Genomic DNA, 26,046 nt, shown 5'->3' with positions numbered 1-26,046 from the left:
GTCACCAATGGGTTGCGCCGCTAAACGGTAAAATTCACGCGTGCCCGCGCCAGCTCAGCAAACCGCGTGCGGGAGGGTTTAAAGCCCACTCCTGGCGGCCAGGCTAGCCAGGCGTCGGGCACCATAAAGCCGGGCAGTGCCTCACGCACCCAGGTGTTTAGCGCCTGCTCTTGGACGGCCTCACCGTGCCAATCGATAAACGCCACCGGGCGCTCGCCCCACTCGGGGTGGGGCACTGCTACAACCAACGCCTGGGCAACGCCAGGGTGATCAACCAAGCGCTGCTCAATAGCTTCTGGCTGAATATTCTCACCGCCGGAGATAAAACCGTTATCGAGCCGCCCTTCCACCACCAACGCGCCTTCCGAAGTGAAGTGTCCTTTGTCACGGGTAGCAAACCAGCCTTCGTTATTGAGACCTGGATTCATTTTGCCGTTATTCAAATAGCCGCAGAACAGAGTCTCGCCGCGTACCTGTATCTCACCCTCGACTATTCTGACCTCACGACCTGGCAGCGGCTTACCGACGACGCCCGGAGCGGTGGGTATGCCAGTGCATACCTGGCTGGCCATCTCGGACAGCCCATAGCTAACCTTCGGCGTCAGCCCCAGTGATGTCATCTTCGCCACCAGCGGTGCTGGAATCGCCGCACCGCCTAGTAACAGCTCACGTAGTTGGGTGCGCTGGGGCGTAAAGCCCGCTTTCAGCAGCCGCCAAAGCTGGGTAGGCACCAGGGAAAGATGGCTAATCGCCTGCTGCTCAAGGCGCTCCGCCAGCGTATCGGGAGCATCGTCGAGGATCACCCGCCCACCGGCGAGAAAGACGCGAAACGGGATCGCATAGCCGCCGATATGAAACAGCGGCAGCGACAGTAGCCAACCGCTGTTCTGATCAACGGGAATCAGCGACGCCGAACCGCGGGCGGAGGCTAAATGATTGGCCACACGATGTAGCACCGCCTTGGGCGTACCGCTGGAACCAGAGGTGAAAATGGTGTTACACAGCTGGCTGCCATCGAGCGCTGGCGACTCACCTGAGCCAGCTTCCGCCAGGAAATCCAGGGTGATCGGCGTTAGCGGTGAAGAGGTTAGCTGTGAAGAGTAATCATTGTCACTTTCCGTTTGGCAGACGCGGCCAGCCTGCAAGCGCTCAGCTAAATTGAGCTGCTGGGTAACAGGGAATGCTGGGTTAAACGGGCAGAAAACAACCCCAACCCGCAGACAGGCCCACGCCAGCAGCAAGGATTTAAGCGAGCCTTTGGCGGGCACCACTAAGCGATCACCGGGCACAAAACCTGCGCGCTTCAGTTGCTGCGTTAAAGACGCCACCCGGCGATTAAGCGTTCGGTAGCTAAGACACACGGAGCCAGCCTCTACCGCAATATGCTCGGGGGTCTCTTTAGCCCAGTAGTGAATGGGGCAGGTGTCTGTCATGCTGAATTTTCCATTTTAGAGAGACAGTGCACGTTTTCTGTCATCACTTCGCCCGTGGTAGTGATCAAACGCTCGGTAAGCCAATGGCCGGTATCCAGCCCCGGCGGCTCATTGGGCGCCCACTCGCTGGCCAACCGAGCAAGCAACCCAAGACCTAGATCGGATTCAAAGCTGGAGGAGACCACCACGCGAAGATTACCCGTCCGTGCCCGTTGAACGAGTGCTTCGCAGTCGCGTAGCGAGCCGATTAGCGTGGGTTTGATTACCAGTGCTTTAAGCTGCGGGTGATAGTTCCAAGCGTCCCTGCGGGATAGAGTTTCATCCAGGGCAATGGCTACCCCGGTGGCTTCTGCGACGGCGATGGTGTCAGCAAAGGCCGCGCAGGGCTCTTCCAGGTAGTCGATCTGTTTAAGGGGGAGGTGCTCACAGAAGCGCTGGGCTTCTTCCCGCGTCCAGCCGCCGTTGGCATCCAACATCAGCTTGGTGGTGGGTAGCCGGGCAGCAAGCTGTTCGATCAGCGCCAATTCCTCTTCCATAGCATAGCGTGCCACTTTCAGCTTGAGCCGAGACGGTGGCGAGGCTTGCCAATCGGCGGTTGAAAGAGACTGGATCAGCGCGGCAGGCGCTCCCTGGAGCAGCAGATAGGGTGGTAAAGGCGCAGGAAGATTGAGCGGCCAAGAGCGTTGGGCGCAGTCGAGCCCAAACTGCACCGATGGCAGCATTGGGGAGACTATTTCGCCTCGGCTCAAAGCAGCCAAACAGGCCAAACTTTCAGCTTCAGCTTCCGCCAGGGTTTCCGTTGAGAAGCCAGGTAGCGGGGCAATCTCACCCCACTGTCCGTTAATGGAAACTAACAGCCCTTCTCTGTTCGCCAACCGCTCTCTTTTAAACATTAGCGGCTGACGGAACGGGAGGGAGTAGCGGTAGAGCGCCAGCTGCATTAAGGGTTACGCGGGTAGCGGGAGAAATCTGGGCGGCGCTTTTCATTAAAGGCGTTACGACCCTCCTGTCCCTCTTCGGTCATGTAGTAGAGCATGGTGGCATTGCCCGCCAGCTCCTGCAGCCCGGCCTGGCCGTCGCAGTCAGCATTGAGCGCAGCTTTTAGGCAGCGCAGCGCCATGGGGCTGTGCTGTAGCATTTCCCGGCACCAGCGCACGCTCTCTTTTTCAAGCCTCTCCAGCGGCACCACGTGATTGACCAGCCCCATTTCCAGCGCTTGGGCGGCGCTATATTGACGGCACAGAAACCAGATCTCCCGGGCCTTTTTCTGGCCCACAATGCGCGCCATATACGAGGCGCCGTAGCCGCCATCAAAAGAGCCTACTTTGGGGCCCGTTTGGCCAAAAATCGCGTTGTCGGCGGCAATGGTCAGATCGCACATTAGATGCAGCACATGGCCGCCGCCAATGGCGTAGCCCGCCACCATCGCCACTACCGGTTTAGGGCAGGTACGAATATCGCGTTGGAAATCGAGTACGTTGAGGTGGTGGGTGCCCTCTTCATCCTGGTAGCCGCCATAGTCACCGCGAATGCGCTGGTCACCGCCGGAACAGAACGCTTTGTCGCCTGAGCCAGTGAGCAGAATGGCGCCTATAGAGCTGTCGTGGCGGGCGCGATTCAGCGCTTGGGCCATTTCACTAACCGTCAGCGGGCGAAAGGCGTTGCGCACCTCGGGCCGGTTGATAGTGATTCGCGCAATGCCATCGGCAGTGGTGTGGTACAAAATATCCTGATAGCCATCGGAGCGATCCTGCCACTCTACCGGCGCATAGAGTTCCGTTTCAGTGAGTCCTTTGATCATGCCTGTCTCTTCTTATCTGTTAGGGCGAAATGCTTACAGCGAGCCGTTTAACCCAGCATGCCTGTGACGACTAGACCCAGCGCCACAATGCTTAACAGCGCAGCACCACCGTACATTAGCTTTTTATTGAGTATGTCATTGCCCACGCTGATATCAAACATCCCATGGCGTAGGCGGTGGGCGGCATGAAAAAGCGGCAAGCAAACTACCGCCCCCACAAACAGAAAGCCCGGTACGCTGAACAGCAGTGCCGATGCCCGCTCATAGCTCAGCGCCTCGGCAGGCAGCAGGCCAAGGGGCAGTAGAACGGCGATAAAGAGAATCACAGCAGGTAGAAAGACGGCAAAACAGACGCCACCCGCGCTAAACAGCCCCCACCAGAGCGGCTCATCAAAGGCTTGTTTATGCTGAGTGTTGTGTTTATTCATGGCTAGTTTTTCCATAATTACGCCCTCCCGAATAGCCAGATAAACAGCAGTGCGACCGCCACTACCCCTGCCCACTGACCAGCAACAATGGCCTGATCAGGCAAGCTATGCCCGGCGATACGCAGCGGCATTACCCGTGGGAACAGCACAAAGAAGGTGGCGGCGTGAAACAGGCTGGCGGCCAGCGCTAGAAGATTCAGCACTAATACGATGGGGGAGCCCATAAAGGCGATCCACCCCTGCCAGCTTTCTGCCCCTTGAAGAAGAGCAACCATACCGGCGAGTAAGCAGAGCGTGAAAAACACCAGCGGCAGCACAGTGGCTTCGCGCAGCATGTAGAGTTTAAAAAAGCGGTGTTTCAGCCACCAGTTGCGTTTCAGTGGCGGCAGGCGTTGCGATGATGATTTATCCATGACGTTCCTCCCCTACCCTTTAAACAGCGCAATGAGTGTGTGTTTGGCCGCTTCGACCTTGCCCTGATTGACCGCAGCGGCGGGGTCAACGTGTTTGGGGCATACCTTGGAGCAGAAGCCCACAAAGGTGCAGCTCCAAACGCCTTCGTGGCGGTTAAGTTCGGCCATGCGCTGCTTCTTGCCGTGGTCGCGGCTATCCAGATTGTAGCGGTGGGCCAGCGTTAGCGCCGCCGGGCCAAGGAACTCAGGATTCAAGCCAAACTGCGGGCAGGCCGAGTAGCAGAGGCCACAATTAATGCAGTTAGCGAACTGCTTATAGCGGGCGAGCTGCTCAGGGGACTGCTGATAGGTTTCCGGCGCCTGGGGGTCATACGGTTTTACCGGGTTGTCATCAATCAGGTAGGGCTTAACCGCGGCCAGGTGCTCAAGGAATATCTCCATATCCACCACCAAATCCCGCTGCACCGGGAAGTGGGATAGCGGCTCGATGCGGATCTCGCCTTCATAATCGCGCAGGAAGGTTTTGCAGCCGAGCTTGGGAATGCCATTCACCATGACCCCGCAGGAGCCGCAAATCGCCATCCGGCACGACCAGCGGTAGCTCAGCGTGCTATCGAGCTGTTCTTTAATGTGGTTGAGGGCATCCAGCAAAGAGGTGCTGTCGTCCACCGGCAGTTCGTACTGCTGCCAGTAGGACTCAGCCGAACTGTCTGGCAAATAGCGTTTAACGCTGATTTGTTTGGTGCTGATCTGCTGGGTGTTCATGCCTTGCCCCCCTTGCCCGCATCGCCATAAGCCCGCTCCGCCGGGGCGGAAAACCGCACATCGACATCCTGCCAGTGTAGCTCGGCATGGGCATCGCCTTGATAAAACACTTGGCTGTGCTTGAGGTAGTTAACGTCGTCGCGTTTCTGCATACCTTCATCCAGGCGCTGATGGGCACCACGGGATTCACGACGCTCAAGCGCCCCTAAGCAAGAGGCTTCGGCAATATCCAGGCCACACTCCAGTTCAAGACATTCCAGTAGCTCGGTATTGAATATCTTGCTGGTATCATTAACGCGAACCTTATTAAAGCGCTCACGTAGCTGACGCATGGTATCCAGCGAATGGCGCATGCCCTCTTCAGTGCGGTAAATACCGCAGCCACTCTCCATGGCTTGCACCATGGCGTGCTTGAGTGCTACCCAATTCTCTGCCCCCTCGGTTCCGTCACAGAGCCGCAACAGCTTGGCTTGTTGGCGATCGCCCTGGGCTTCCAGCAAGCGCTCATCAGCCCACTCGGTTTTGGCCGCTCGCTGGCTCGCTTGTTCACCGGCTAAGCGGCCAAATACCAGCAGCTCGGTCAGCGAGTTGGAGCCCAGGCGGTTGGCACCGTGCAAACCAACTGAAGCACACTCCCCGGCGGCGTAAAGCCCGGCAATGGAGGTTTCGCACTGAGGGTCGGTCTCAATCCCACCCATGGTGTAGTGAACCGCCGGGCGAATGGGAATGGGGTCTTTCACCGGATCAACATTGATATAGGATTTAGCCAGTTCACAGATAAACGGTAGGCGCTCCAGAATGTACTTTTCACCCAAGTGGCGCAGGTCGAGATAGACCACATCGCTGTCGCCAAACTTGCCGGTGCGGCCCGCCTGCTGCTCTTGCCAGAAGGCCTGGGAGAGTTTGTCCCGTGGCCCCAGTTCCATATATTTGTTTTCCGGCTTGCCAAGCGGAGTTTCTGGGCCCAGGCCGTAATCCTGCAGATAGCGGTAGCCCTCTTTATTGAGCAGAATGCCGCCTTCGCCCCGGCACGCTTCGGTAATCAAAATGCCAGAACCGGGCAGGCCGGTGGGGTGGTACTGGACAAACTCCATATCCCGCAACGCCACACCGTGACGATAGGCCATCGCCATGCCGTCGCCGGTGACAATTCCCGCGTTGGTATTGAAGCGGAACAAGCGCCCTGCGCCGCCGGTAGCGAGAATCACCGCTTTAGCGCGCAGCAGGGTCAGTTCACCGGTAGCGATCTGCAGGGCTATAACGCCAATAACCGCACCTTCGTGTACCGCCAGATCGAGCACAAAGAACTCATCAAAACGCTCAATCTCTGGGTACTTCAGCGAGGTCTGAAACAGGGTGTGGAGCATATGAAAGCCGGTTTTGTCGGCCGCAAACCAGGTGCGTGCGGTTTTCATGCCCCCGAAGCGGCGCACCTGCACTTGGCCATCGCCTTTACGGCTCCAGGGGCAGCCCCAGCGCTCCATCTGCACCAATTCTTGATAAGCGTGATGAACAAAGTAGTCGACGACGCCCTGCTCAACCAGCCAGTCACCGCCTGACACCGTGTCGTCGAAATGCGCTTGGTGGGAATCTTCGGCACTGGTGACGGCGGCAGCGCCACCTTCAGCCGCCACGGTATGGGAACGCATGGGGTAAACCTTGGACAGCAGCGCTATGCGCTGGGGAGTGCCCTGCTCTTTGGCCTGCTCGGCAGCCCCGATAGCAGCGCGTAAGCCTGCACCACCCCCACCAACAATGACGATATCAAAATCTCGCTGTTGCATGAAAAGCCCCTTCATTAGCCAAGTCAAAGGTGGTACTGGCGGCAATCTGCGCTGCCGTCTTGTCTATTCGAACTTACCATACAAGGGGAAGGCCCTGTTCATTAGTCCAAAGGACTATTGATGTACATCAAGAAAGGGAGGAATCGAGCTAGCATCACTTTTACCCTAGTGCTGCACCGCCTACTCTTCAAATCACTCACTGCCGGGCAGACCACTGCCCACCAAGCAAAAAGAGCACACTACCAACACTGAAGAGAGGTGCCGCATGACGACCGATGCTCAACCCTCGCCGCGATGGAAACTGTTAGCGCCGCTAGCAGTTGCTATCATCGTCGCGCTGATACCCACTCCCCTGGGGCTTGCGCCTCATGCGTGGTACTTTTTCGCCATTTTCCTCGGCTGTGTGGTTGGCCTTATTCTTGAACCATTGCCGGGCGCAGTGGTGGGCCTGGTCGGCGTTACCCTGGTGGCACTACTTTCCCGGTGGGTGCTGTTCTCTCCGGAGCAACTGGCGACTGACGGATTCAGTGCTGCTAACCAGGCATTCTCATGGGCGGTGTCGGGCTTTACCAATTCCACCGTATGGCTGATTTTCGGCGCATTTATGTTTGCCTTGGGGTATGAAAAAACCGGACTCGGCAGGCGAATATCGCTTTGGCTGGTCAAGGCAATGGGAAAACGTACGTTGACTCTTGGCTACGCGGTGATGATTGCCGATGGCATTCTGGCGCCGTTTACGCCCTCGAACACCGCACGTAGCGCAGGCACGATCTACCCCGTGATTCGCAACCTGCCGCCGCTTTACGATTCGCACCCCAATGACCCCAGCATGAAGCGCATGGGCAGCTTTTTGATGTGGACCGCGCTGGCTTCCACCTGTGTGACCAGTTCGCTATTTTTGACCGCTCTGGCGCCCAATCTATTGGCGATCGCGCTAACCGAGAGCGCGACAGGTATTCATATCAACTGGGGGCAGTGGTTTATGGCAGTAGCACCTGTCGGCATTCTGCTGCTCCTGCTGGTGCCGCTGCTGAGCTACTGGCTATGCGCGCCCGAAGTGAAAGCGGGGAATGAAATCTCCGACTGGGCGGGGCAGGAGTTAACCAAGCTGGGAGCACTGACCCGCCATGAAATAATGCTGGTCATTATGGTGGTCACCGCCCTGCTGCTATGGATTTTTGCGGGCGATATTATCTCTGGGTCGCTGGTAGGCTTGGTGGTGATCTGCGGCATGCTGTTAACCGGCATTGTGACCTGGAGCGATATTCTCGATAACCGAGCAGCCTGGAATACCTTTGTATGGTTTGCCACTCTGGTGGCACTAGCGGGCGGGCTCAGCCAAGTAGGGTTCGTTAACTGGTTTGGCAATGTGGTTGGCGGGCAAATAAGCCACTTCAACCCTCTAATGGCCATGGTGGCGCTGGTGGTCATTTTCTATCTACTGCACTACTTCTTTGCCAGTGTTACTGCCCACGTTACCGCCTTGCTACCGGTGATTCTGGCAGCGGCATCAGGCATTGCCGGTCTGGATATGCAGATGTTTGTTCTGCTACTGCTACCCACACTTGGCTTTATGGGCATTCTGACCCCCTACGGCACAGGGCCAAGCCCGGTTTACTACGGCAGCGGCTACCTGCCCAGCGCGCTCTTTTGGCGCCTAGGGGCGATCTTCGGGCTGCTATTTCTGGTAATTTGGCTGGTGGTCGGCCTGCCCTGGTTAATGGTGATCAGCTGATAAACATTAGCCTAGCGTGCGATACCAGGCATTGAGCTGCTGAGCAATCATCTCAGGTTGCTCAGCATGAAGATTGTGGCCCCCTTCCAGCGTAATATGGCGCAGGCGCGGGGCCATTGTTGCCAGATGAGACGCCAGAGTGTGGAACTTGATGTCCCGCTGCCCCGAAAAGTACCCCACCGGTAGCGAGGTGCTTTCCAGCCACTGCCAAAGCGTAGGCTGTTGACCCAAGGAAGTTGATTGCAGCATGCTGGCAATAGCTGACCCATGATTCGCTAGCCGACGTTGAATCTGCCGACCGCGCTGAACCTCGGTTAAGTCGGCGAACACCGGCTGCTGGTACCAGTCGGCAAGTACGTTTTCCAATGGTTCCTGCTCGAAGCGTGTTGCCCAGTGCTCATCGTGCGCAATTCGGGCAGAGCGCTCACTGGCGGGCAGCCCTGGGTGGGCACTCTCCAGCCAGAGTGCTTCCAGCCCCGGTGGCTGACGGCTGGCATGGTACAGCGCCAAGCGCCCGCCCAGGGAGTAACCCAGTAGGCAGTAATGGCGAACACCGTGAGTTATCAGTGTATCGCCAAGCCAGTGGTGAAAGGCCTCAAAAGAGCCTACCTGCACGTGGTGATTCTGGCCGTGGCCGGGTAAATCCAGCGCGAGGGAGTTGATGCCTTCCAAGTCAGCGATGACCTCACCCCAGTCCTGAGCATCGCCCAACAGACCGTGGAGCATTACCAGAGTCGGCGCCTGAGGTTTACTGCTCACGCGGCTCCCCTCGAATCGCTGCGCCAAGATGCTTGAGATCATTGGCCACCTGCTGATGGGGCACGTTAATCTCAATCAACGTAACGCCCGCCTGCAAAGCCTGAGTGTAGGCCGCCATAAAGGCATCCAGTGACTCTGGCGCGAAGTAGCCAAGCCCAAACATCTTCGCCGCATGCTCGAAGTGCAAGCCGTGGGGCTGGCGATAATAGCGCTCCAGCAGATCGTCTTCTTTAGGCACCGGCAGCATATGGAAAATACTGCCACCATCGTTATTGAGGATAACCACCACCAGAGGCTGCGTGGCCTGCTTTAACAGCGCCAAGCTGTTGAGATCATGCAGTGCGCTGGTATCCCCCAGCACAATAGTAGTCGGCTCTGAGCATGTGCAACTGAGGCCGTAAGCCGTGGCAATAAGACCATCAATACCGGAAGACCCGCGATTGGCAAATACCCGTACCGGCGTTTGGCGATGCGTACCCAGCATATTCATTAGCCGCGCGGGCAGGCTATTGCCTATAAACAACTGCCCTTCAGCCAACTGCGCTAAAAGGTGACAAACACCCAACTCTGAGAATGCTGTACAGCGCTCTTCCACAAGCTGACTAGTGCGTCGTTGGAGGCTGGCCAGCTGATGCCAGCAGAGTTGTTCAGGTATCGTTGGCAAAGCGGCTATAAAGTCGGCGGGCGAGCATATCAAACGGCGCTTAACGCAGTAGTCGGGATCCAGCCGCTGGGGCAGTGGATCAACCAACCAGGCATCCTGCCACGGCTGCTGAGCAATAAATTGCGTTAGCCGCTTGGAGATTAATCGCCCACCAAACTGCAGCAGCACCTCGGCTTTGGCGAGCTCAGCGCTGAAACGCTCATCATGCAGCGCCAGATCAAAGTGAATCAGATTGTGAGGGTCAAAATGAATTTGGCTCTGTATGTCGGCCAGTAGCGGCCAACCCAACTGCTTGGATAGCTCAACAATCTGCTGCCCCTGCTGGGAGTCATCAACACTATCTTCAACCCTGCCAACAACAATCAGGCCACGCTGTTGGGCAAACGTTTCCCACTCGTTGTTGAGCGCTGGAACCGCAGTGCTGGATGACCAATCACTCCACGGTTTTGAAGTCGTCAGCCAGTCCCTTAGCGGGGCGAGATAGTCACTGGCATCCACCAGGCAGTTGCCGGGGTAAAGCGGTTCGCGATAACGGCAATTAATGTGAATCGGCCCAGAGGTACGGCGTTGCTGATCAACGGCTTGATCAACAGTACTGAGTAGAAACGCTGCTTTTATCTCAGCATCCGGCGGCGGCAGGTCGTGGTGAACAATGGTATGGCGGGAGAATATATCCCGCTGATCAATCGCCTGATTGCTGCCGTTATCCAGCAGTTCAATAGGGCGGTCGGCAGAGAGCACAATAAGCGGGACGCCGAGTAAATTTGCTTCCACCACCGTCGGGTAAAGGTTGGCCACGGCAGTGCCTGAGGTAGTGATAATAACGACCGGGCGCTGACTGCCCCGGGCAATGCCCAGCGCCATAAACCCCAGTCCACGCTCGTCAAAATGGCAGTGGCAGCGCAGCCCGGCATGCTCGCTGGCGGACATAGTCAAAGGCGATGAACGGGAGCCTGGCGCCAGGACTACATCGCGCACGCCTAAGCGGTAGAGTTCCTCCAGTATTAGTGCCGCCCATATATGATTAAAGGTGGCGTACTCTTCCATAAAACCACTCTTCACAAAACCGTCCGATGTCAGTGCTGTCATCTACGTTATCCCATCCCAAGCAGCGACATAATGTCAGCAATTTTCGTATCCAGTTCGTGCCACTCCTCGTCTGGCTGGGAGCCTGCCACAATGCCTGCACCGGCATAAAGACGAATCGCTTCTGGGCCGATATGGGCGCAGCGAATGGCCACCGACAGATCGCTGCTGGTGTGACTAATTCGCCCGAAAACGCCCGCATACCAACCGCGTCGATGGCGCTCATGTTGGCGAATAAATGCCAGCGCCGACTCGCGGGGAACGCCGCCTACCGCCGGGGTAGGCGGCAGCACTGCTAGCAACTGCTGGTCGGTGACGTCTCGGTGCAACTCGGCGTGAATCAGACGACGGATATGCTGCACCGAGCGCAGCTTAACAATATGCGCCTCGCCCATGTCCACTTGAGAAGAGAGCGACTCAAGCTGGGTCAAAAGCTGCTGATAGACACACTGGTTTTCCAGACTGTTTTTCTTATCGGCAAGCAGTTCATCGGCAAGCGCTTGATCTTGCTGGGCATCCCGCCCACGGCGAGTGGTACCCGCCAGCGCCTCGGTCATTAAATGCCTACCTTTACGCTTGTAGAGCCGTTCCGGCGGGCAGCCGATAAAGGCTTCATGGGGAGTAAATTGGACGCCAAAGTGAAAACAGTCGGCGGCACCGGCCTGCCAGCGTGCTAGCAGCGCCCAAGGGCTGGGCGTTTCAGGTGTGGTTAGGCACGTCTCCCGTGAGAGCACCACCTTGGGTGTGTGACTCAGGTGATCAGGATGGGTGACCTGCTCTACCGACGCCGCCCACTCTTTCTGCGCAGGATGGTCTTCACGCTGATAAACATGAGGCAGCCAACAAGGCAGCCGTTGCTCCTCTTCCAGCGCAGCCAAACAGGCACGAGCCTGGGCTATCTCGGCCTCTGGGCAGCAATCATCAAAGCGCAGATTGAGTGATAACATCACCCCCGCTTGCTGGCGCCTAAGCTCTATACGCGGCAGCAAAAAGTGGCAGCCCGGAAAGTGCTCCCACCCTGGCGTACCGGGGTCGAAGGCCATGCCCCCGAAGTAGTCCGGCTGCTCGCCACCACTATCGGCCAGTGTGGCAAGGTCGGCCTGCAGCGCGGCTAGCGAATCAAACGCCCTAACAACCCCTAGCGCAGCATACTCAACGGCGCCAGCATCACGGGATTGCCAATAGAGACGGGGATAAACGCTTTGCACGTTTAACCACCCCATCAGGTTACCGACCTGACAGGGCGTATTTAGGCGCATAAACCCTTTTTTATCCGTATGACGAAGCGCATCAAGCTGATGTTTGAGTGCTTCAATAGGGTGTGTAACGTGCATAATTCGCCTGTTAGACCCGCGTTTTCAATTAACTACCAGCGTACTTCAAGCCTAGCTTTTTTTTTCATATAGGGCAGCACCCACCGATCGCCACCCAACCGCCCCGCATTGGCACCCGCCACCAGCAACAAGAAAGTCAGCGCAATCATCCATGGATTAGTGGACACCGTGCCTGCCATCAAAAACGACATGTTCATCACGATGGCGAAAAATGCAGCAAACGAGGTCAGCACACCAACGATCAAACCCAGGCCAACTAACACTTCTCCCAGCGGTATAATGAAATTAATGACATCCGCATTGGGCAACGCAAAATTCTCTAGAAAGGCGACATAATTAGGGTAAACCGCGCTTCCCTCGCGCATCACAGGGTTGGCGACAGCATTGCTTAAGAAGCCCTCGGCGTTAAAGCCTCCGGTCATTTTACCGATGCCTAAGGTTAGCCAGGTGATGCCTAAATAGAGCCGTAGCAGTAACCAAACTACCGCCATATATTTGTTATGTCTAAATAAGTCGCCAATCATCGCGTAAACTCCTACTCAAGGGGTGCTTGCAGTGTGGGACAAGATGACGCGGCATATTTTGACTTAGATCTACTTTTCCGCACTTAATCATACATTGCCGAATGTTTATTAAATGAAAACGGTCAACAGGAATATCAACGGAATGGATCAAAATAGTAAGCGCCGCCACTACCAAGCCTGGGTGTTAGCCGCTCGCCCCCGAACGCTACCGCTAGCGTGTGCTTCCATTCTGCTAGGTACTGGGCTAGCCGCGAGTGTGGATGCTCTTAATATGGCAGTGCTTGTGCTTGCCCTACTGACCGCCATTGCGCTTCAAGTGCTGTCTAATTTAGCCAACGATTACGGTGATGCTGCATCGGGTGCTGATGACGAACAGCGTATAGGGCCTGCAAGAGCGGTCTCTTCTGGCTTGCTTAGCGCGGAAAAAATGCGCACGGGAATGATCATTGTGGCAACGTTTGCCGCGTTACTGGGGCTGTTACTGCTAGTCGCCGCGTTTGGAAATCAGTGGGGGCAAATCCTCATCTTCATTCTCTTAGGGGCTGCGGCCCTGTTGGCAGCAGTGACCTATACCGTTGGTCTAGGTGGCACCCCTTATGGCTACCGAGGGTTTGGGGACATTGCGGTCTTTATGTTTTTTGGTCTGCTTGGCGTCTTGGGCACCTACTATCTGCATGTACAGCAGTTAAGCTGGCTACCATTTCTACCTGCCGCCGCCTGCGGCCTGCTGGCCACCGCCGTGCTCAATGTGAATAACGTGCGCGATATAGAGAGCGATGCACGCAATGGCAAAATCACCCTGGCGGTGCGGTTAGGCCGCACTAAGGCGATTAGCTACCACTGGGCGCTGCTGGGCATCGCGCTGCTACTCACCTTGATCTATTTAGTTGTACTGCCGGTACCGTGGGAGGGATGGAGCTGCCTGCTGGTGGCCAAACCTCTAACTGACGCGGCCAGAACTTTGAGCCATACCCGTAATGGCGAGATTTTGACCAATATGCTGAAGAAAACGGCCATTTCAACGCTGCTTTATAGCGTACTGCTCTCTATTGGCTTGGCATTGTTTTAAAGCCCTCAAAGCGGGGCAACCACCCCGCTGATAACCTGCTTCGTTTAGCCGTACACGCCTTACAGCACCACCTCATAACCTTCAAACTTTGGTGGGCCAAGATAAATACCTTCGGGTGACTTGGCATTGGCATGGGCCTTCCGGAACGCATCTGACTTAGTCCAGGCGCGGAAGGCTTCTTCCGACTCCCACACGCTGTGGGAGATAAACACGGTGTGATCTTCCTGGCTTTCACCCTGCAGCATCTTGAACTGTTTAAAGCCCGGCACTTCATCCAAGTGAGAGTCGCGGTTACGCCACACCTCTAAAAAATCCTCTTCGCGGCCTGGGGCAATCCGAAAACGGTTCATCGCGATATACATCGTTACTCTCCTACTGGTTTGTTCCTGCAGAGTTGATCCTGCTGGATTGATTACGCAAACGCTACCTTGATGGTAACGTCATGGCATAGTGGCGAATAGACTTAGCGGCGAATAGCTCTCAACCGTCAGGTATCAGTATTATTAATGGCTAAGGCACCTATCCAGGTCGTTTGGTTCAAACGCGAGTACGCATTCATGATCACGCGCCGTTTGCTAACGCAGCCGCGGCGGGCCCCACGTTGCCCGTATTCGCCATTGAACCCGACCAAAGAAGCCAGCCAAGTGATTGTGGATAAACTCGCCAGCCAGCGATGCCCAAGCCAACGCACGAAAACAAAATATTGAAAAACCATAACGGCTAGACTCACTCCGCTCTCAACAAACCTGCACGATCTTACAATACGCTTATCAACTTTTCCCATACGCTTCCAGCATAGCAGCTAGCTTCAATGTTCTGCTGTAAGCCCATTAGCCATAACTAAAAAATTTACATCTTGGGAAAAAGTGATTGGCAATGATGAATAAATATTTAAACACCAAAAAAGTGCTCTCTGCTTCAAATACAGCAGAGTATCGGGTTCTGCTTCCGCTGCTATTGACGGCCATCTTTGCAATAGCACCTGTTAGCATGCTATTCGGCTTTACTACTTACAAAGCAGACTGGAGCATTGTCGAAATTTTTCTCGTAAGCCTACTAGGCTTTTCTGGGAGCGGGCAGTTTGCCGCTCTACCTCTCTCTGAGTCTGGGGCCAGTTTTTTAACTATTGCTTTCGTTACCACTATGATCAATAGCCGATATTTTGCAATTTCGCTTTCATGCTCAAAAAAATTACCAAAAAACAAGCTGCTTAAGGTTTTTGCGTCCCATGCACTCGGCGACGAAGCGTACGCTATTGAGCAGGGACATAACCAAAGAGCCATGCTGATAATTCGCTTCACCATTTTCTTGTCCTGGATACTCTTTGGGGTAGCAGGCGGCATTATAGCTGGGCTGTTTCCCAACCTTTTACCTGACGACATCAATGCCAGTATTCCTGCGAGCTTGGTGCTTCTTTTTCTTGCCATCTCGTATCTTCAAAACCGACCTTATAAAAGTGGTTTGATAACTGTTCCAAAGGCAACGTTAGGCTTTTTAATAAGCGGGCTTTTCTATTACACCCTTGGTGGCATCTACTTTTGGATCCCCTCCATCATTCTATTATCCACTATCTCCTATCTACTGAATAGAAAATATTGAGGAACAAATATGGCAGATAATTTTTTGGTGATTTTGGCTCTTCTACTTACAAGTGTCATGGTAAGAGTTCTGCCCTCTTTGTTCACGATTAACTTCGGCGCAAAAGCCCAGTATCTAATTGAGGAAATATTGCCTACTTCTATTTTTATTTGTTTCATCACTTACATCGTGATACCAGAGATGGCTAACGGGCTTAACCTATCTATTTTTTCTTTTATTGCAGTAGGCATATTGGCAGTTATATTAAAAAGTGGACTATTCCTAACAACAGTCGTCGCCACCACTCTATATTACGTATTGAGCTGAATAGCCCGCAATACGAGAGCGCTTCAAGGACAGGCTATATAAACTGTCAAAATTGGCTCACTAGCTTTACTTATTCATATATTCCGTTGCATGATAACCCTGCAGTCAGACAGAAGCCGATAACTTACCGCCTATGCTAAATTCTTTTAATACACAGATAGAAAGATTTGAAGCCTTTTTTTCTGGCGTTGCTTTCGAGCCCCATCGGCACGATACGTATGCTGTAGGTAGAACCCTTGCAGGGGTTCATTGCTTCAATTACCGAGGTGAAAAAAGAACTAGCTTACCTGGCAATACCATTGTGATTCATCCTGATGAACTCCACGACGGTGAGGCTGGAACGAATGACGGCTTCCACTACCGCATCATGTATATTGAACCCTTTGCTCTTCAAGCGGTGCTTGGTGGCCGCACCTTACCCTACATAAAGGGTGGCGTTAGCACAGACCCTCGGCTTTATGCCGCCACAGAATTTCTTATGAATGACCTCCAAACTGCTCATGAGCAGCTTGAAGGGGAAGATATCGTCTTCGAACTAGCCAATGTTCTCTCTGCTGTTGCCGGTCACAAAAGAGGTAGGGTGGCATACGACTATAACGCTGCAGAAAAGGCTAGAGAATATATCCACGATTCATTGGATTCTCATATCACACTTGATGATTTAGCGTTGGTGAGCGGCCGTGAAAAGTGGAGTTTATCAAGAGATTTCAGGGCATTATATGGAACAAGCCCATACCGTTACTTGACCATGCGGCGTCTTGCGTTCGTAAAACGCTATTTGACCCATGGTTATTCGTTGTCGTACGCCTCAGTTTCAGCTGGTTTCAATGACCAGAGCCATATGACAAATCACTTCAAGAAAGCCTTCGGTCTTACTCCCACTCAGTGGTTATCTAGGTTTAAACAAAACTGTAGGGGTAGTGGCTCATAATCACACTGCAACCCCAAAACTTTCCCCACCATGAAATAAAAACCCGCTCTCGCCAACAGCTTTCACTGTTTGACGAGGGCGGGCTTTGTGATGCTTAGAAGAGTATTAGCTAAGCGCTTCCAGGGACTGCTCGATAATGCTGAGCCCTTCTTCCAACACCGCGGAAGAGACGGTTAGCGGCACCAGAATGCGGATGCTGTTGCCGTAGAAGCCGCAGGAGAGAAGGATCAGGCCTTTCTCGCGGGCTTTGGCACAGAGCGCACCGGTTAGCGCTGTATCGGGTTTTCCTTCGCTATCGAGCAATTCGAACGCTGCCATGGCGCCTAGCTGGCGGCCGTGGGCAACGGCGGGGAATCGCTCTTCCCAAACAGCAAAACGCTCCGCGAGCATCTTGCCCATCTGCTCGCTGCGCTCAAGAATATTTTCCTCTTCGATCACCTCGATCACCGCCAGCGCTGCCGCGCAGGAGAGCGGATTGCCGCTGTAGGTGCCGCCTAGCGAGTTGGGGCCGGAGGCGTCCATTACCTTGGCGGTACCCACAACAGCCGACAGCGGCATGCCGTTAGCGAGGCTTTTGGCGGTGGTGAGAATATCCGCTTCGATGTCGCTATGTTCGAGGGCAAATAGCTTGCCGGTGCGGGCGAAGCCGGACTGCACTTCATCGGCGATCAGTAGAATGCCGTGCTCGTCGCACAGCGCGCGCAGCGCTTTAAGGTAATCCGGTGACGCAATATAGAAGCCGCCTTCACCTTGAACCGGCTCAATCACGATGGCCGCTGTACGGTGCGGGGCGATATCGGTTTTGAACAGCGTGCGAATGGCATCCAAAGACGCTTCTTCGCTGATGCCGTGCAGCGGATTCGGGAATGGGGCGCGGAACACGTCGCCCGGCATCGGGCCGAAGTCGTTCTTGTACGGTAGCACCTTGCCGGTCATGGCCAGGGTCATCATGGTGCGTCCGTGGAAAGCGCCGTCGAAGGTAATAATGCCGGTGCGGCCAGTGGCAGCGCGGGCAATCTTCACGGCGTTTTCCAGCGCTTCGGCACCGGTGTTGACCAGCATCGCTTTGCGCTCAGGGCCGCGCACCGGGCTTAGTTCGCAGAGCTTTTGGCACAGCTGCACATAGGGCGCGTAGGAAATGACCGCGGCGCTGGTGTGCATAACTTTCTTGAGCTGCGCTTCAACGGCGGCGACGATTTTCGGGTGGCGGTGGCCCAAGTTCAGCACACCAATACCGCCCGCGAAGTCGATCCAGCGGTTGCCGTCGGCATCCCACAGCTCAGCATTTTCAGCGCGCTCGGCAAACTGGGTTGTCGGCGTGGCAGCACCGTTAGCCACGTAGCGGTTTTTCAGGTCGTTCAATTCTTGGTTAGTCATCATAGCTTTCCTTATAAACCGCCAACACAGACATATTTAAGTTCAGTAAATTCATCAAGACCGTGGTGGGAGCCTTCGCGACCCAACCCGGACTCTTTAACGCCGCCAAACGGCGCCAACTCGGTGGAGATCAACCCTTCATTCACACCGACCATGCCGTACTCCAGCTGCTCCATGGTGCGCCAGATGCGGCGGTAATCCGTAGCGTAGAAGTAAGCCGCCAGGCCAAAGGGTGTATCGTTGGCCATGGCAATGGCTTCTTCATCGCGCTGGAAGCGAAACACCGGCGCGACCGGGCCGAAGGTCTCTTCGTCGGCCACGGCCATCTTGGTGGTCACATCCGCCAGCACCGTGGGAGTGAAGAAGCGCTCGCCTGCGGCGTGAGGCTTACCACCGCAGAGCAGCCGAGCACCCTGGTTCACTGCGTCGTCCACATGGCGCTGCACTTTATCTACCGCTGCTTGGTTAATCAGCGGGCCGATAATGCTGCCATCCGCCAGGCCATCGCCAACCTTCAGTGCGTTCACTCGCTCGGTGAGCTTGCTGACAAACGTATCGTAAATGCCGTCCTGCACCAGGAAGCGATTGGTGCATACGCAGGTTTGCCCAGCGTTGCGGAATTTGGAGGCGATTGCGCCATCAACAGCGGCATCTACATCGGCGTCGTCAAACACGATAAACGGCGCGTTGCCCCCCAGCTCCATGGCGGCCTTCTTCACTGTACTGGCGCACTGGGCAAGCAAGTGCTTACCCACCGGGGTGGAGCCGGTAAACGAGACTTTGCGCACCCGTGAATCCGTGGTGAGCACCTCACCCACCGCTGCCGGTTTTGAGGCAGTAATCACGTTAATGGTGCCTGCAGGCAGGCCCGCTTCCAGCGCCAGGTAAGCGGCGGCAAGCGCGGTGAGCGGCGTGGCTTCGGCGGGCTTGATCACCACGGTGCAGCCCGCCGCCAGGGCCGGGGCGCACTTGCGGGTAATCATCGCCAGCGGGAAGTTCCATGGGGTAATTGCCGCCACCACACCTACCGGCTCGCGCAGAACCAATAAGCGTTTGTCCGCGCCATGACTTGGTAGGGTTTCTCCTGCCATACGCTTGGCTTCTTCGGCGAAGAACTCGATAAACGACGCACCGTAGGTGACTTCGCCTTTGGCTTCCGTCAGCGGCTTGCCCTGCTCCAGGGTCATCAGACGGGCCAGGTCGTCGGCGTGTTCGTTAATAAGCTCAAACCAGCGCCGTAGCAGTGCCGAGCGCTGCTTGACCGGTGTGGCCCGCCAGGCAGCGCCAGCGTTGTAGGCGGCGGCCACGGCGTCACGGGTATCATCGGCGCCCATATCCGCCACCCGGGCAATGGTTTCACCGGTGGCGGGGTTATCCACCGCAAAGGTTTGTTGACCTGTACGCCACTCGCCACCCACCAGGGCTGGAACCGCATCGTGCAACCACTGTTCGATAAAGCTCATACGTTGCTCCTAAAAATCTTAAGTCCAGAAATCTCGTAGGACGGCTTACAGATCCACTTGCATATGGCGATCGCTGTAGTCACGCCCGTAGGTGCGCAGCGCATGCACGTAAAGCACGATGCCCAGCACCGCCCAGCCAGCAAAGATAGTCCACTCCGCGACGCTCAGTGCCGCCGGGCTACCGGGCAGGTAGAGGCACGCCATACCGAAAGAAAGAATGATAGCGAGGGTGCCGCACAGCTTGCCGTTACTTACCTTGAATGGGCGGGGCATATCCGGCTCGCGCACCCGTAGCACCACAAAGGAGATCGCCACAAACAGGTAGGCCAATACGATGCCCAAGCCACCCGCATTAACGATCCACACCAATGCTGGGCGGCCAAAGAAGGGCGCCAAACAGGAGAGAAAGCCCATCATAAAGATGGCATTAGTAGGGGTTCTGTAGCGAGGATGCAGCTTGGCAAACGGCGCAGGTAGCATGCCTGCTTTAGCGAGGGCATAGATTGCCCGAGAGCCGCCGATATAGAAGGCGTTCCAACTAGTAATAATGCCCGCAATACCCGCCATGACCATTAAGTTGCTGGCCCACGCGGCGTTAAACAGGCTTCCCATGGCGTCCGGCACACTCAGTGAACTGGCCGCCAGTTCAGTGCTGTTGAGCGCCAGGCTGGTCGCCAGAATAATCAGCGCATACCACACCACCGCCAGAATCACCGACATCATCAGCACTTTGCCGATGGCCTTATAGGGCAGATTGATCTCTTCAGCGGCCTGGGGGATAACGTCAAACCCCACAAACAGAAACGGCACCATGACCAGCACCGCTACAATGCCTGCGAACACGCCGGTGTCGGCCTGGGTGAAGAGCGGCATCATATTGATGGTTTCACCTTCAAACAGCGAACCGGTGACAAACATGACCCCCACCAGCAGAATTAACCCAGTCACTACCTTTTGCAGCAGCGCAGCGGTGGTCACACCGAAGTAATTGATGATCATCATGACCAACGAGCCACCTACACCTACCGCTACCCAGGTGGCTTTAACTTCCCACCCGGCAATCGTCCACAGATGACCGACGGCATAGTTGGGCGCCAGATGTTCAATCACTGTGGGAAGTGCTACCGCTTCAAAGGCCACCACGCTTAGGTAGCCTAGAATAATCGCCCAGGTGCACAAGAAAGAAGGTAAGTGGCCCAAGGCGCGGTAGCTGTAGACGTGCTCGCCACCGACTTTGGGCATCGCAGCGGCAAGTTCAGCATAGGTAAGGCCAACCAAGACAATCGCTAAACCGCCGATAATAAACGCTATAATGGCGCCTAGGCTGCCAGCGGATTGAATGGCGGTACCGGTGAGTACAATCCAGCCCCAACCGATCATGGCACCGAAGGCCAGCGCTAATACATCGCCACGGGCGAGTACCCGGACGAGCCCTTCCTGTTCTGATGAGGATGTGGTCATTTGAAATTGTCCTGCGAGTTATTGGATGTTGTCGTAGGCGCTCAGGGGCGCAGTATCCTGATCCTGTTTTAACAGCCTCTCTTTGAATAGGCATGTTTTTAACGGTTTCGCCAAACAGGATGACCACACGCTAGCAGGCGGGAGAGAAAACGCGAACGCACCACTTTTGCGTTCGACTAGACCACTTTTCATGCGCACCGAAAGGGTGCACTATTTTCATACGGCTTTCGTCTAAGTGCCCGCCGTTAGCGGGTTAAGCGGGATTAAGGGGTGTTCAAATGGATCGTAAGGAGGTCGTGCACCAACTTGTACAGCTTTATGCACTCCAACCGGAACGGTTGAGTAAGCAGGTGCGTATTGAGCAGGCATTGCGACAAGCCATTACCCAGCAGTGGCCTGCCGGGCTGCGGCTGCCCTCCCATCGCCAGTTGGCGGATGCCCTTGGCGTTGCCCGCCAAACCCTGGCGCTGGCAATCCATACGCTACTCGAGGAGGCACTGCTTAAGACCGCCCACGGCCAAGGCACCTGGACGTGTCGGCCCGTTACGCCCAGCCTTTCCTTGCATGGCAATGCACAGCTCTCATCACGCGCCCAGCGGGTGCTGGATGGCCCAGGCGCTAGCATGATCCAAAGCGGCGCCTTCGTGCCCGGCATTCCCGATATCGCCCAATTCCCGATGCGTAAATGGCGGCAGCTCTACGCCAGCGTAACGGTGCCGCAAAACGCCCTGCTGCTCTCCTACTCCACCGGTGGCTACGGCCCATTAAAGCGCGCGATACGCGATTTTCTGGCGCGCTGGCGCAATATTAGTTGCGACACGGAACAGATCATCATCACTGACGGTACCCATAACGGCATTGAGCTATGCGCCGTGGCGTTGGCTGATGTGGGCAACACTGTTGCCATGGAGTCGCCCTGCTACTGGGGAGCGCGCAACGTCTTTACCGCCGCAGGTTTGGAAATCGAACCGGTGGCGTGGCTGCCAGGTCAGGGGCACATGCTTCCGCCTGCTCCTGGCCCGGTCAAGCTGGCCTACTTGACCGGCTCGCACCATTACCCGCTCAGCGTGCCTACCAGTGCGGTGGATAAACAGCGCTTATGCGATGCCCTAGCGCCCGCGTATATTGTCGAAGATGATTACGAGTTTAACCGCGACGACCACTCCAATCTGCTCTTTGACCCGCACTCGGAGCGCCACTTGCTGGTGGGCTCGTTTTCCAAGATGATGTTTCCAGGACTGCGCTTAGGATATTTAGTGGTACCGCGTCATTTAGCGGGGCCAATGAACCGCTTGCGCAGTGAACTATTCCGCGAAGGACGCATGCTGGATCAGGCCGTACTAGCACAATTTATTTTTGATGGTGATTTGGATGCCTGGTGTCGGCGCATTCAACGCGACTACCTAGGGCGCCAACAGGTGCTGCATGATCAACTACGTTCGCTGCCGCAGGTGCGCAGCGTTTCGCCACCGAGCAGTGCTATTAGCCTTTGCGTCGAGTTTGAGCCGGGCGTTAACGATGTGGGAATCGCTCAGTCACTGCTGAAAGAGCATTTAATTGTGCGTCCATTAAGCCCAGTGTGTGCACCAACCGATCCGCGCGTCGGCTTAGTAATGGGCGTCGGCATGCTATCAGGGGAAACGCTGGTGCGTGAAGCACAGCGCCTGCGTCGCAGCCTGGAAGCACTGCTGCGCTAGGCGTTATTAATAGTGCACAGGTAAGGAAGGAAGTGTTTCTCAACACCTTATCCACAAGCTTTGAACGGTTTATACACAAGGACTTTTATGCGTCACCCTGTTGATAATTTCATCGTCGCCTCTTCGGCTGCTTTCGCTAGGCTTCGCCTCTGGGCATCACTAAGTCTTGTGCTCCTGCTCTCGGGCTGCGCCACCTTTGCGCCCAACCCGCCTCAGGATCAAAGCAATATCTGCGAGATCTTCCGCGAGCAGCCCAGTTGGTACGACTACGCCCAGGAATCAGAGGAGAAGTGGGGCACACCGATCGCCACCCAGATGGCGTTTATTCAGCAGGAGTCTTCGTTTCGTAGCCATATCCGCCCGGATCGCAAGTACTATCTAGGCTTTATCCCCGGCCCCCGGCCCTCTTCTGCCAAAGGCTACGCCCAGGCCCAAGACCCCGTTTGGGGGGAGTATGAGGATCAAGCGGGCAGCCTGTTTGCCCGGCGTACTCATATGAAACACGCCACGGACTTTATTGGCTGGTACAACCGTCGTTCCCAGCAGCAGGCGGGCATATCGCTCAGCAATCCCGAGCACCTCTACTACGCCTATCACGAAGGCGCGGGGGGCTACCAGCGGGGTTCTTACCGCGGCAAACCACAGGTATTGAGTGCGGGGAGACAAGTAGCTGCTCGCGCTAACCGTTACCAAGCCCAGCTCAATGCTTGCGAAGCGGAGTTTCAATGCCGCAAGTTTTACCAGGTCTGGCCATTCTGTCGTAGTTAAGGAAGCTGACGATGTCACTATGGATGGGTGCTGCCCTGGTTAGCGTGGTGTTTTTTACCTCGATGCTCTCCGGGGTGTTTGGTATGGCGGGCGGATTGGTACTGCTATGGTTTCTGCTGCTGATCTTTCCCGCGGGCACGGCGATGGCGGTGCACGGCGTTATACAGCTCACCGCGAATGGGTCGCGAGCATGGCTATCGCGACGCTATATTGTCTGGCCTATCGTCGCTTTTATGACGCTGGGTGTACTAAGCGCCGCGGGCCTGCTTCTGCTGTTCAACTACAGCCCCAATGCCGCCAGCGTCTCTATTTTGATTGGCCTCATGCCGATTTTGGTATGGCTGCCCAAGCGCTGGTTTCACCTGGATGCCAACCGCGCCAGCCACGCACTGTGCTGCGGCATCGCCTCTGGCGGTTTGACGATAGCCGCAGGGGTTTCCGGGCCGCTAATCGATATATTCTTTGTGCGCTCACGCATGGATCGTCGCCAAGTCGTGGCGACCAAGGCAATGATTCAGGTAGTGGCGCACAGCATTAAAATCATCTTCTATCTCGGCGCCGCCATGGCGCTTAGTACCGGCGAATGGGGCCTTGTGCTGCTAGCGGCGCCGTTTGCAATCTTTGGCACCCATACCGGCAACCGCATTTTACACCGTCTCACCGATGCCAACTTCCGCACCTGGACGCGCTGGATCGTGACCGGTATTGGGGTCTTCTACTTTTTTCAGGGGATCTTCCTGCTCACCCGCTAGCGTTGAGGCAGATAAAAGCGAGCTTAAAGCAGGTGCCTATACTGACCTTACCTATTAATGGAGGTCGCTATGGATTACCACCACTACCGCACAGCCCTTGCGGAAACGCTCGCCCAAAGTGAGCTGCCTTTTCCCGCTGCCGAATACCAGGTGCGCCTGGATAAGGTGCGCAATGCCATGGCAGAGCATGGATTAGATGCGCTGCTGCTAACCGACCCCGCCGATATCAATTACCTCACCGGCTACCACACTTTTGAAGTCTCGGTGCATGCCTGCTTGGTTTGCACCCAAGCGCGGCTAGTGCTGCAAGTCGCCTCAATTGAAACCGGTGCGGCAGTGGTCACCGCGCGGGTTGATGAGATCATCGGCTACCGCTGGGAAAACCTGGATGAAATCATCACACCGTTGGCAGACCTGCTTTCTCCTTGCTCGAAAATTGGTATTGATGGCTGGAGCAGCGGGCTGCGTTTTGGAGTGATCGATGCGCTGATGCAGACTATTAGCCGTGAGCGTTTTAGCGAAGCAGGCACAGTGGTCGATGCGATTAGGATCGTAAAAAGCCCCGCCGAGCTTGAAATGCTGCAAGAGAGCGCACGAATCACCGCTCTCGGGTTAGAGACCGCGATACAGAGTATTCGCCCCGGCATGACCGATAACGATATTGCCGCCGTGGGCGCCAAAGCGCTGCTTGAAAACGGCAGCGAGTTTATGAGCCTCCAGCCAATTGTGACTAGCGGGCACCGAATTGGGGTGATTCACGTTAATCATAAGCGGCGTGTCATACAGCCTAACGAGCCGGTTTTCCTAGAGTTCGGCGCCGCCTATCAACGCTATACGGCACCCATGATGCGCACTGCCGTGACGGGTGCTCCAAACCCGGCTCTCTCCGCCACTCGGGATCTTTGCCGCTCACTGTTTGAAGCGCTCTGCGACGCCATGCGTCCAGGCAATACCTTTGATGCCGCGGCCTAGGCGGCTGATGCCCTACTCGCTCCCCAGCGTGACCAGTATTTTTTCTCCGGTGTCTTTGGCTATGCCGTGGGCGCTCAGTTTCCGCCTAGCTGGGTGGAGGGCACCGGCTTTATCGCCAAAGGGCAGGCCCGCACTTTTGAAACCAACATGGTGTTTCACCTGCCACTCTGCCTGCGGGTGCCCGGCCAGTGGGGCGTTGGCATAAGCGACACCGTGGTGGTGACTGAAAATGGAGCAAAACCACTGACCAATAACGACTGGCAGCTGTTTGAGGCGGGCTCATAAGCTACTGCGCCTTATAGCCATAGCATTGACAGGTCGATGGAGTAGCGCTATCGTCAATAAAGATGCAAATGAGAAACACTCTCTTTACTTCAAATAGTAGATGGTCGGGTCTATGCCCACATTATGCCCACAGGAAGCAACCAGCGTGAGGGAGCAGTGGAATGACTAGCGAGCAGCGGCAACTTCGCCAAACGGTCATATTTTTGCGCACTTCTTTTGAAGCGGTGCAGCATTCTATTGCCGGCCGCCTGGAAGACCCGCTGCCCTGCTGGATGGATACCAGCATGCTTTCCATGCTGTCGCGGGAGCTCACTCGCTGCTGCCAACAGTCCAAGCCGCTGTTTGCCCCAGCCGTCACCGAACAGCTCTATATCGCCTCGCAACAGTGCGAGCTGCTACTCAAACAGTGCCCAGGGGTGCTCAGCAGCGCGATCTGCTATCGCCAACTGGGTGCCATTATGTTGCCACTCTCTAGTGCGCTCCAGCAGATCGACACTCCTGCCAAACGGCGCTGGCCTTGGCAACGACGTTAATTCCCTTTTCCACAAACAAGCGTGCGATTAAGGCCTCCAAATCGGTCTAATCGGCGCGTTCCTGGCGTTTGAAAATTCAGCCTTGCTTGACCCTGCTATTTATCATG

24 protein-coding genes and 1 pseudogene are annotated in these 26,046 nt (G+C 55.7%); 10 read left to right on the top strand and 15 right to left on the bottom strand.

Annotation, left to right across the window (positions count from 1 at the left end):
- Positions 1-20: 20 nt before the first annotated feature.
- The 7 genes from menE to frdA are packed head-to-tail and all read right to left on the bottom strand — an operon-like array spanning position 21 to position 6,624.
- The gene (gene menE, locus K7H09_RS02200; RefSeq protein ID WP_230803396.1) at positions 21-1,433 is read right to left on the bottom strand and encodes an o-succinylbenzoate--CoA ligase; all 1,413 of its coding nucleotides are present in this window, start codon (positions 1,431-1,433) and stop codon (positions 21-23) included.
- Complete coding sequence (gene menC, locus K7H09_RS02195) at positions 1,430-2,374, bottom strand: o-succinylbenzoate synthase (RefSeq protein ID WP_230803394.1); 945 nt, start codon at positions 2,372-2,374, stop codon at positions 1,430-1,432. Before menC ends, menE begins: the two co-directional genes overlap by 4 nt.
- On the bottom strand, positions 2,374-3,234 hold the full coding sequence (gene menB, locus K7H09_RS02190) for a 1,4-dihydroxy-2-naphthoyl-CoA synthase (protein ID WP_230803392.1): 861 nt from the start codon (positions 3,232-3,234) through the stop codon (positions 2,374-2,376). The genes menC and menB overlap by 1 nt, the downstream gene beginning before the upstream one ends.
- Positions 3,235-3,281: 47 nt before the next feature.
- Complete coding sequence (frdD, locus tag K7H09_RS02185) at positions 3,282-3,662, bottom strand: fumarate reductase subunit FrdD (protein WP_230803390.1); 381 nt, start codon at positions 3,660-3,662, stop codon at positions 3,282-3,284.
- 17 nt (positions 3,663-3,679) lie between these two features.
- A complete protein-coding gene (locus K7H09_RS02180) occupies positions 3,680-4,075 on the bottom strand; it encodes a fumarate reductase (protein WP_041158705.1) in 396 nt (131 codons plus the stop codon).
- A gap of 12 nt (positions 4,076-4,087) precedes the next feature.
- Positions 4,088-4,840, bottom strand: coding sequence for a succinate dehydrogenase/fumarate reductase iron-sulfur subunit (locus K7H09_RS02175; protein WP_009285922.1), 753 nt, complete (start codon positions 4,838-4,840; stop codon positions 4,088-4,090).
- Positions 4,837-6,624: a fumarate reductase (quinol) flavoprotein subunit gene (gene frdA, locus K7H09_RS02170; protein ID WP_022521692.1), complete on the bottom strand. Its 1,788-nt coding sequence runs from the start codon at positions 6,622-6,624 to the stop codon at positions 4,837-4,839. Before frdA ends, K7H09_RS02175 begins: the two co-directional genes overlap by 4 nt.
- Positions 6,625-6,889: 265 nt before the next feature.
- Here frdA and K7H09_RS02165 point away from each other — a divergent pair, with 265 nt between their 5' ends.
- A complete protein-coding gene (locus K7H09_RS02165) occupies positions 6,890-8,359 on the top strand; it encodes an anion permease (protein ID WP_230803389.1) in 1,470 nt (489 codons plus the stop codon).
- A gap of 6 nt (positions 8,360-8,365) precedes the next feature.
- Here K7H09_RS02165 and menH read toward each other — a convergent pair whose 3' ends face one another.
- The 4 genes from menH to K7H09_RS02145 are packed head-to-tail and all read right to left on the bottom strand — an operon-like array spanning position 8,366 to position 12,726.
- Positions 8,366-9,118 carry a 2-succinyl-6-hydroxy-2,4-cyclohexadiene-1-carboxylate synthase gene (gene menH / locus K7H09_RS02160; RefSeq protein WP_230803388.1) on the bottom strand — a complete coding sequence of 251 codons (753 nt, stop codon included), beginning with the start codon at positions 9,116-9,118 and terminating at the stop codon, positions 8,366-8,368.
- Complete coding sequence (gene menD, locus K7H09_RS02155; protein WP_230803387.1) at positions 9,108-10,871, bottom strand: 2-succinyl-5-enolpyruvyl-6-hydroxy-3-cyclohexene-1-carboxylic-acid synthase; 1,764 nt, start codon at positions 10,869-10,871, stop codon at positions 9,108-9,110. The genes menH and menD overlap by 11 nt, the downstream gene beginning before the upstream one ends.
- A 5-nt stretch (positions 10,872-10,876) precedes the next feature.
- Positions 10,877-12,202: an isochorismate synthase gene (locus K7H09_RS02150; RefSeq protein ID WP_230803385.1), complete on the bottom strand. Its 1,326-nt coding sequence runs from the start codon at positions 12,200-12,202 to the stop codon at positions 10,877-10,879.
- 32 nt (positions 12,203-12,234) lie between these two features.
- Positions 12,235-12,726: a DoxX family protein gene (locus K7H09_RS02145; protein WP_230803374.1), complete on the bottom strand. Its 492-nt coding sequence runs from the start codon at positions 12,724-12,726 to the stop codon at positions 12,235-12,237.
- Between the two features lie 142 nt (positions 12,727-12,868).
- Here K7H09_RS02145 and menA point away from each other — a divergent pair, with 142 nt between their 5' ends.
- Positions 12,869-13,795 (top strand): 1,4-dihydroxy-2-naphthoate octaprenyltransferase, encoded by a 927-nt coding sequence (gene menA / locus K7H09_RS02140; protein ID WP_230803373.1) that lies wholly within the window; start codon positions 12,869-12,871, stop codon positions 13,793-13,795.
- 59 nt (positions 13,796-13,854) lie between these two features.
- Here the strand turns inward: menA and K7H09_RS02135 are convergent, their stop codons facing one another.
- Positions 13,855-14,157: an antibiotic biosynthesis monooxygenase family protein gene (locus tag K7H09_RS02135; RefSeq protein WP_022521683.1), complete on the bottom strand. Its 303-nt coding sequence runs from the start codon at positions 14,155-14,157 to the stop codon at positions 13,855-13,857.
- Between the two features lie 514 nt (positions 14,158-14,671).
- Between K7H09_RS02135 and K7H09_RS02130 the strand changes: the two genes are divergently transcribed.
- The 3 genes from K7H09_RS02130 to K7H09_RS02120 all read left to right on the top strand — a co-directional run bounded on the left by K7H09_RS02130 (position 14,672) and on the right by K7H09_RS02120 (position 16,631).
- Positions 14,672-15,394 (top strand): AzlC family ABC transporter permease, encoded by a 723-nt coding sequence (locus K7H09_RS02130; protein WP_230803536.1) that lies wholly within the window; start codon positions 14,672-14,674, stop codon positions 15,392-15,394.
- Between the two features lie 9 nt (positions 15,395-15,403).
- Positions 15,404-15,700: a hypothetical protein gene (locus tag K7H09_RS02125; RefSeq protein WP_039857343.1), complete on the top strand. Its 297-nt coding sequence runs from the start codon at positions 15,404-15,406 to the stop codon at positions 15,698-15,700.
- A gap of 133 nt (positions 15,701-15,833) precedes the next feature.
- Positions 15,834-16,631: a helix-turn-helix domain-containing protein gene (locus tag K7H09_RS02120; protein ID WP_009285928.1), complete on the top strand. Its 798-nt coding sequence runs from the start codon at positions 15,834-15,836 to the stop codon at positions 16,629-16,631.
- A gap of 105 nt (positions 16,632-16,736) precedes the next feature.
- On the opposite strand, the gene gabT is transcribed toward K7H09_RS02120, so the two are convergent.
- From gabT to K7H09_RS02105, 3 genes are read right to left on the bottom strand one after another with little or no spacing between them, the layout of a single operon-like run.
- A complete protein-coding gene (gene gabT, locus K7H09_RS02115) occupies positions 16,737-18,008 on the bottom strand; it encodes a 4-aminobutyrate--2-oxoglutarate transaminase (protein ID WP_039857345.1) in 1,272 nt (423 codons plus the stop codon).
- Between the two features lie 11 nt (positions 18,009-18,019).
- A complete protein-coding gene (locus tag K7H09_RS02110; RefSeq protein WP_027957076.1) occupies positions 18,020-19,471 on the bottom strand; it encodes an NAD-dependent succinate-semialdehyde dehydrogenase in 1,452 nt (483 codons plus the stop codon).
- Positions 19,472-19,516: 45 nt separating this feature from the next.
- A complete protein-coding gene (locus K7H09_RS02105; RefSeq protein ID WP_041158713.1) occupies positions 19,517-20,932 on the bottom strand; it encodes an APC family permease in 1,416 nt (471 codons plus the stop codon).
- A gap of 278 nt (positions 20,933-21,210) precedes the next feature.
- On the opposite strand from K7H09_RS02105, the gene K7H09_RS02100 reads away from it, so the two are divergent.
- From K7H09_RS02100 to K7H09_RS02080, 5 genes and pseudogenes are all read left to right on the top strand, one after another.
- Complete coding sequence (locus K7H09_RS02100) at positions 21,211-22,629, top strand: aminotransferase-like domain-containing protein (protein ID WP_230803372.1); 1,419 nt, start codon at positions 21,211-21,213, stop codon at positions 22,627-22,629.
- A gap of 87 nt (positions 22,630-22,716) precedes the next feature.
- Positions 22,717-23,397 (top strand): transglycosylase SLT domain-containing protein, encoded by a 681-nt coding sequence (locus K7H09_RS02095; protein WP_171051082.1) that lies wholly within the window; start codon positions 22,717-22,719, stop codon positions 23,395-23,397.
- 11 nt (positions 23,398-23,408) lie between these two features.
- Positions 23,409-24,149, top strand: coding sequence for a sulfite exporter TauE/SafE family protein (locus K7H09_RS02090; protein WP_027957080.1), 741 nt, complete (start codon positions 23,409-23,411; stop codon positions 24,147-24,149).
- Between the two features lie 69 nt (positions 24,150-24,218).
- Positions 24,219-25,406: pseudogene (locus tag K7H09_RS02085) on the top strand (M24 family metallopeptidase).
- Between the two features lie 161 nt (positions 25,407-25,567).
- Complete coding sequence (locus tag K7H09_RS02080) at positions 25,568-25,939, top strand: hypothetical protein (protein WP_027957087.1); 372 nt, start codon at positions 25,568-25,570, stop codon at positions 25,937-25,939.
- Positions 25,940-26,046 lie beyond the last annotated feature (107 nt).

The sequence above is a fragment of the Halomonas sp. IOP_14 genome, assembly GCF_021021315.1.
GTDB lineage: Bacteria > Pseudomonadota > Gammaproteobacteria > Pseudomonadales > Halomonadaceae > Vreelandella > Vreelandella titanicae.
This window is presented reverse-complemented; position numbering and strand designations above follow the sequence as displayed.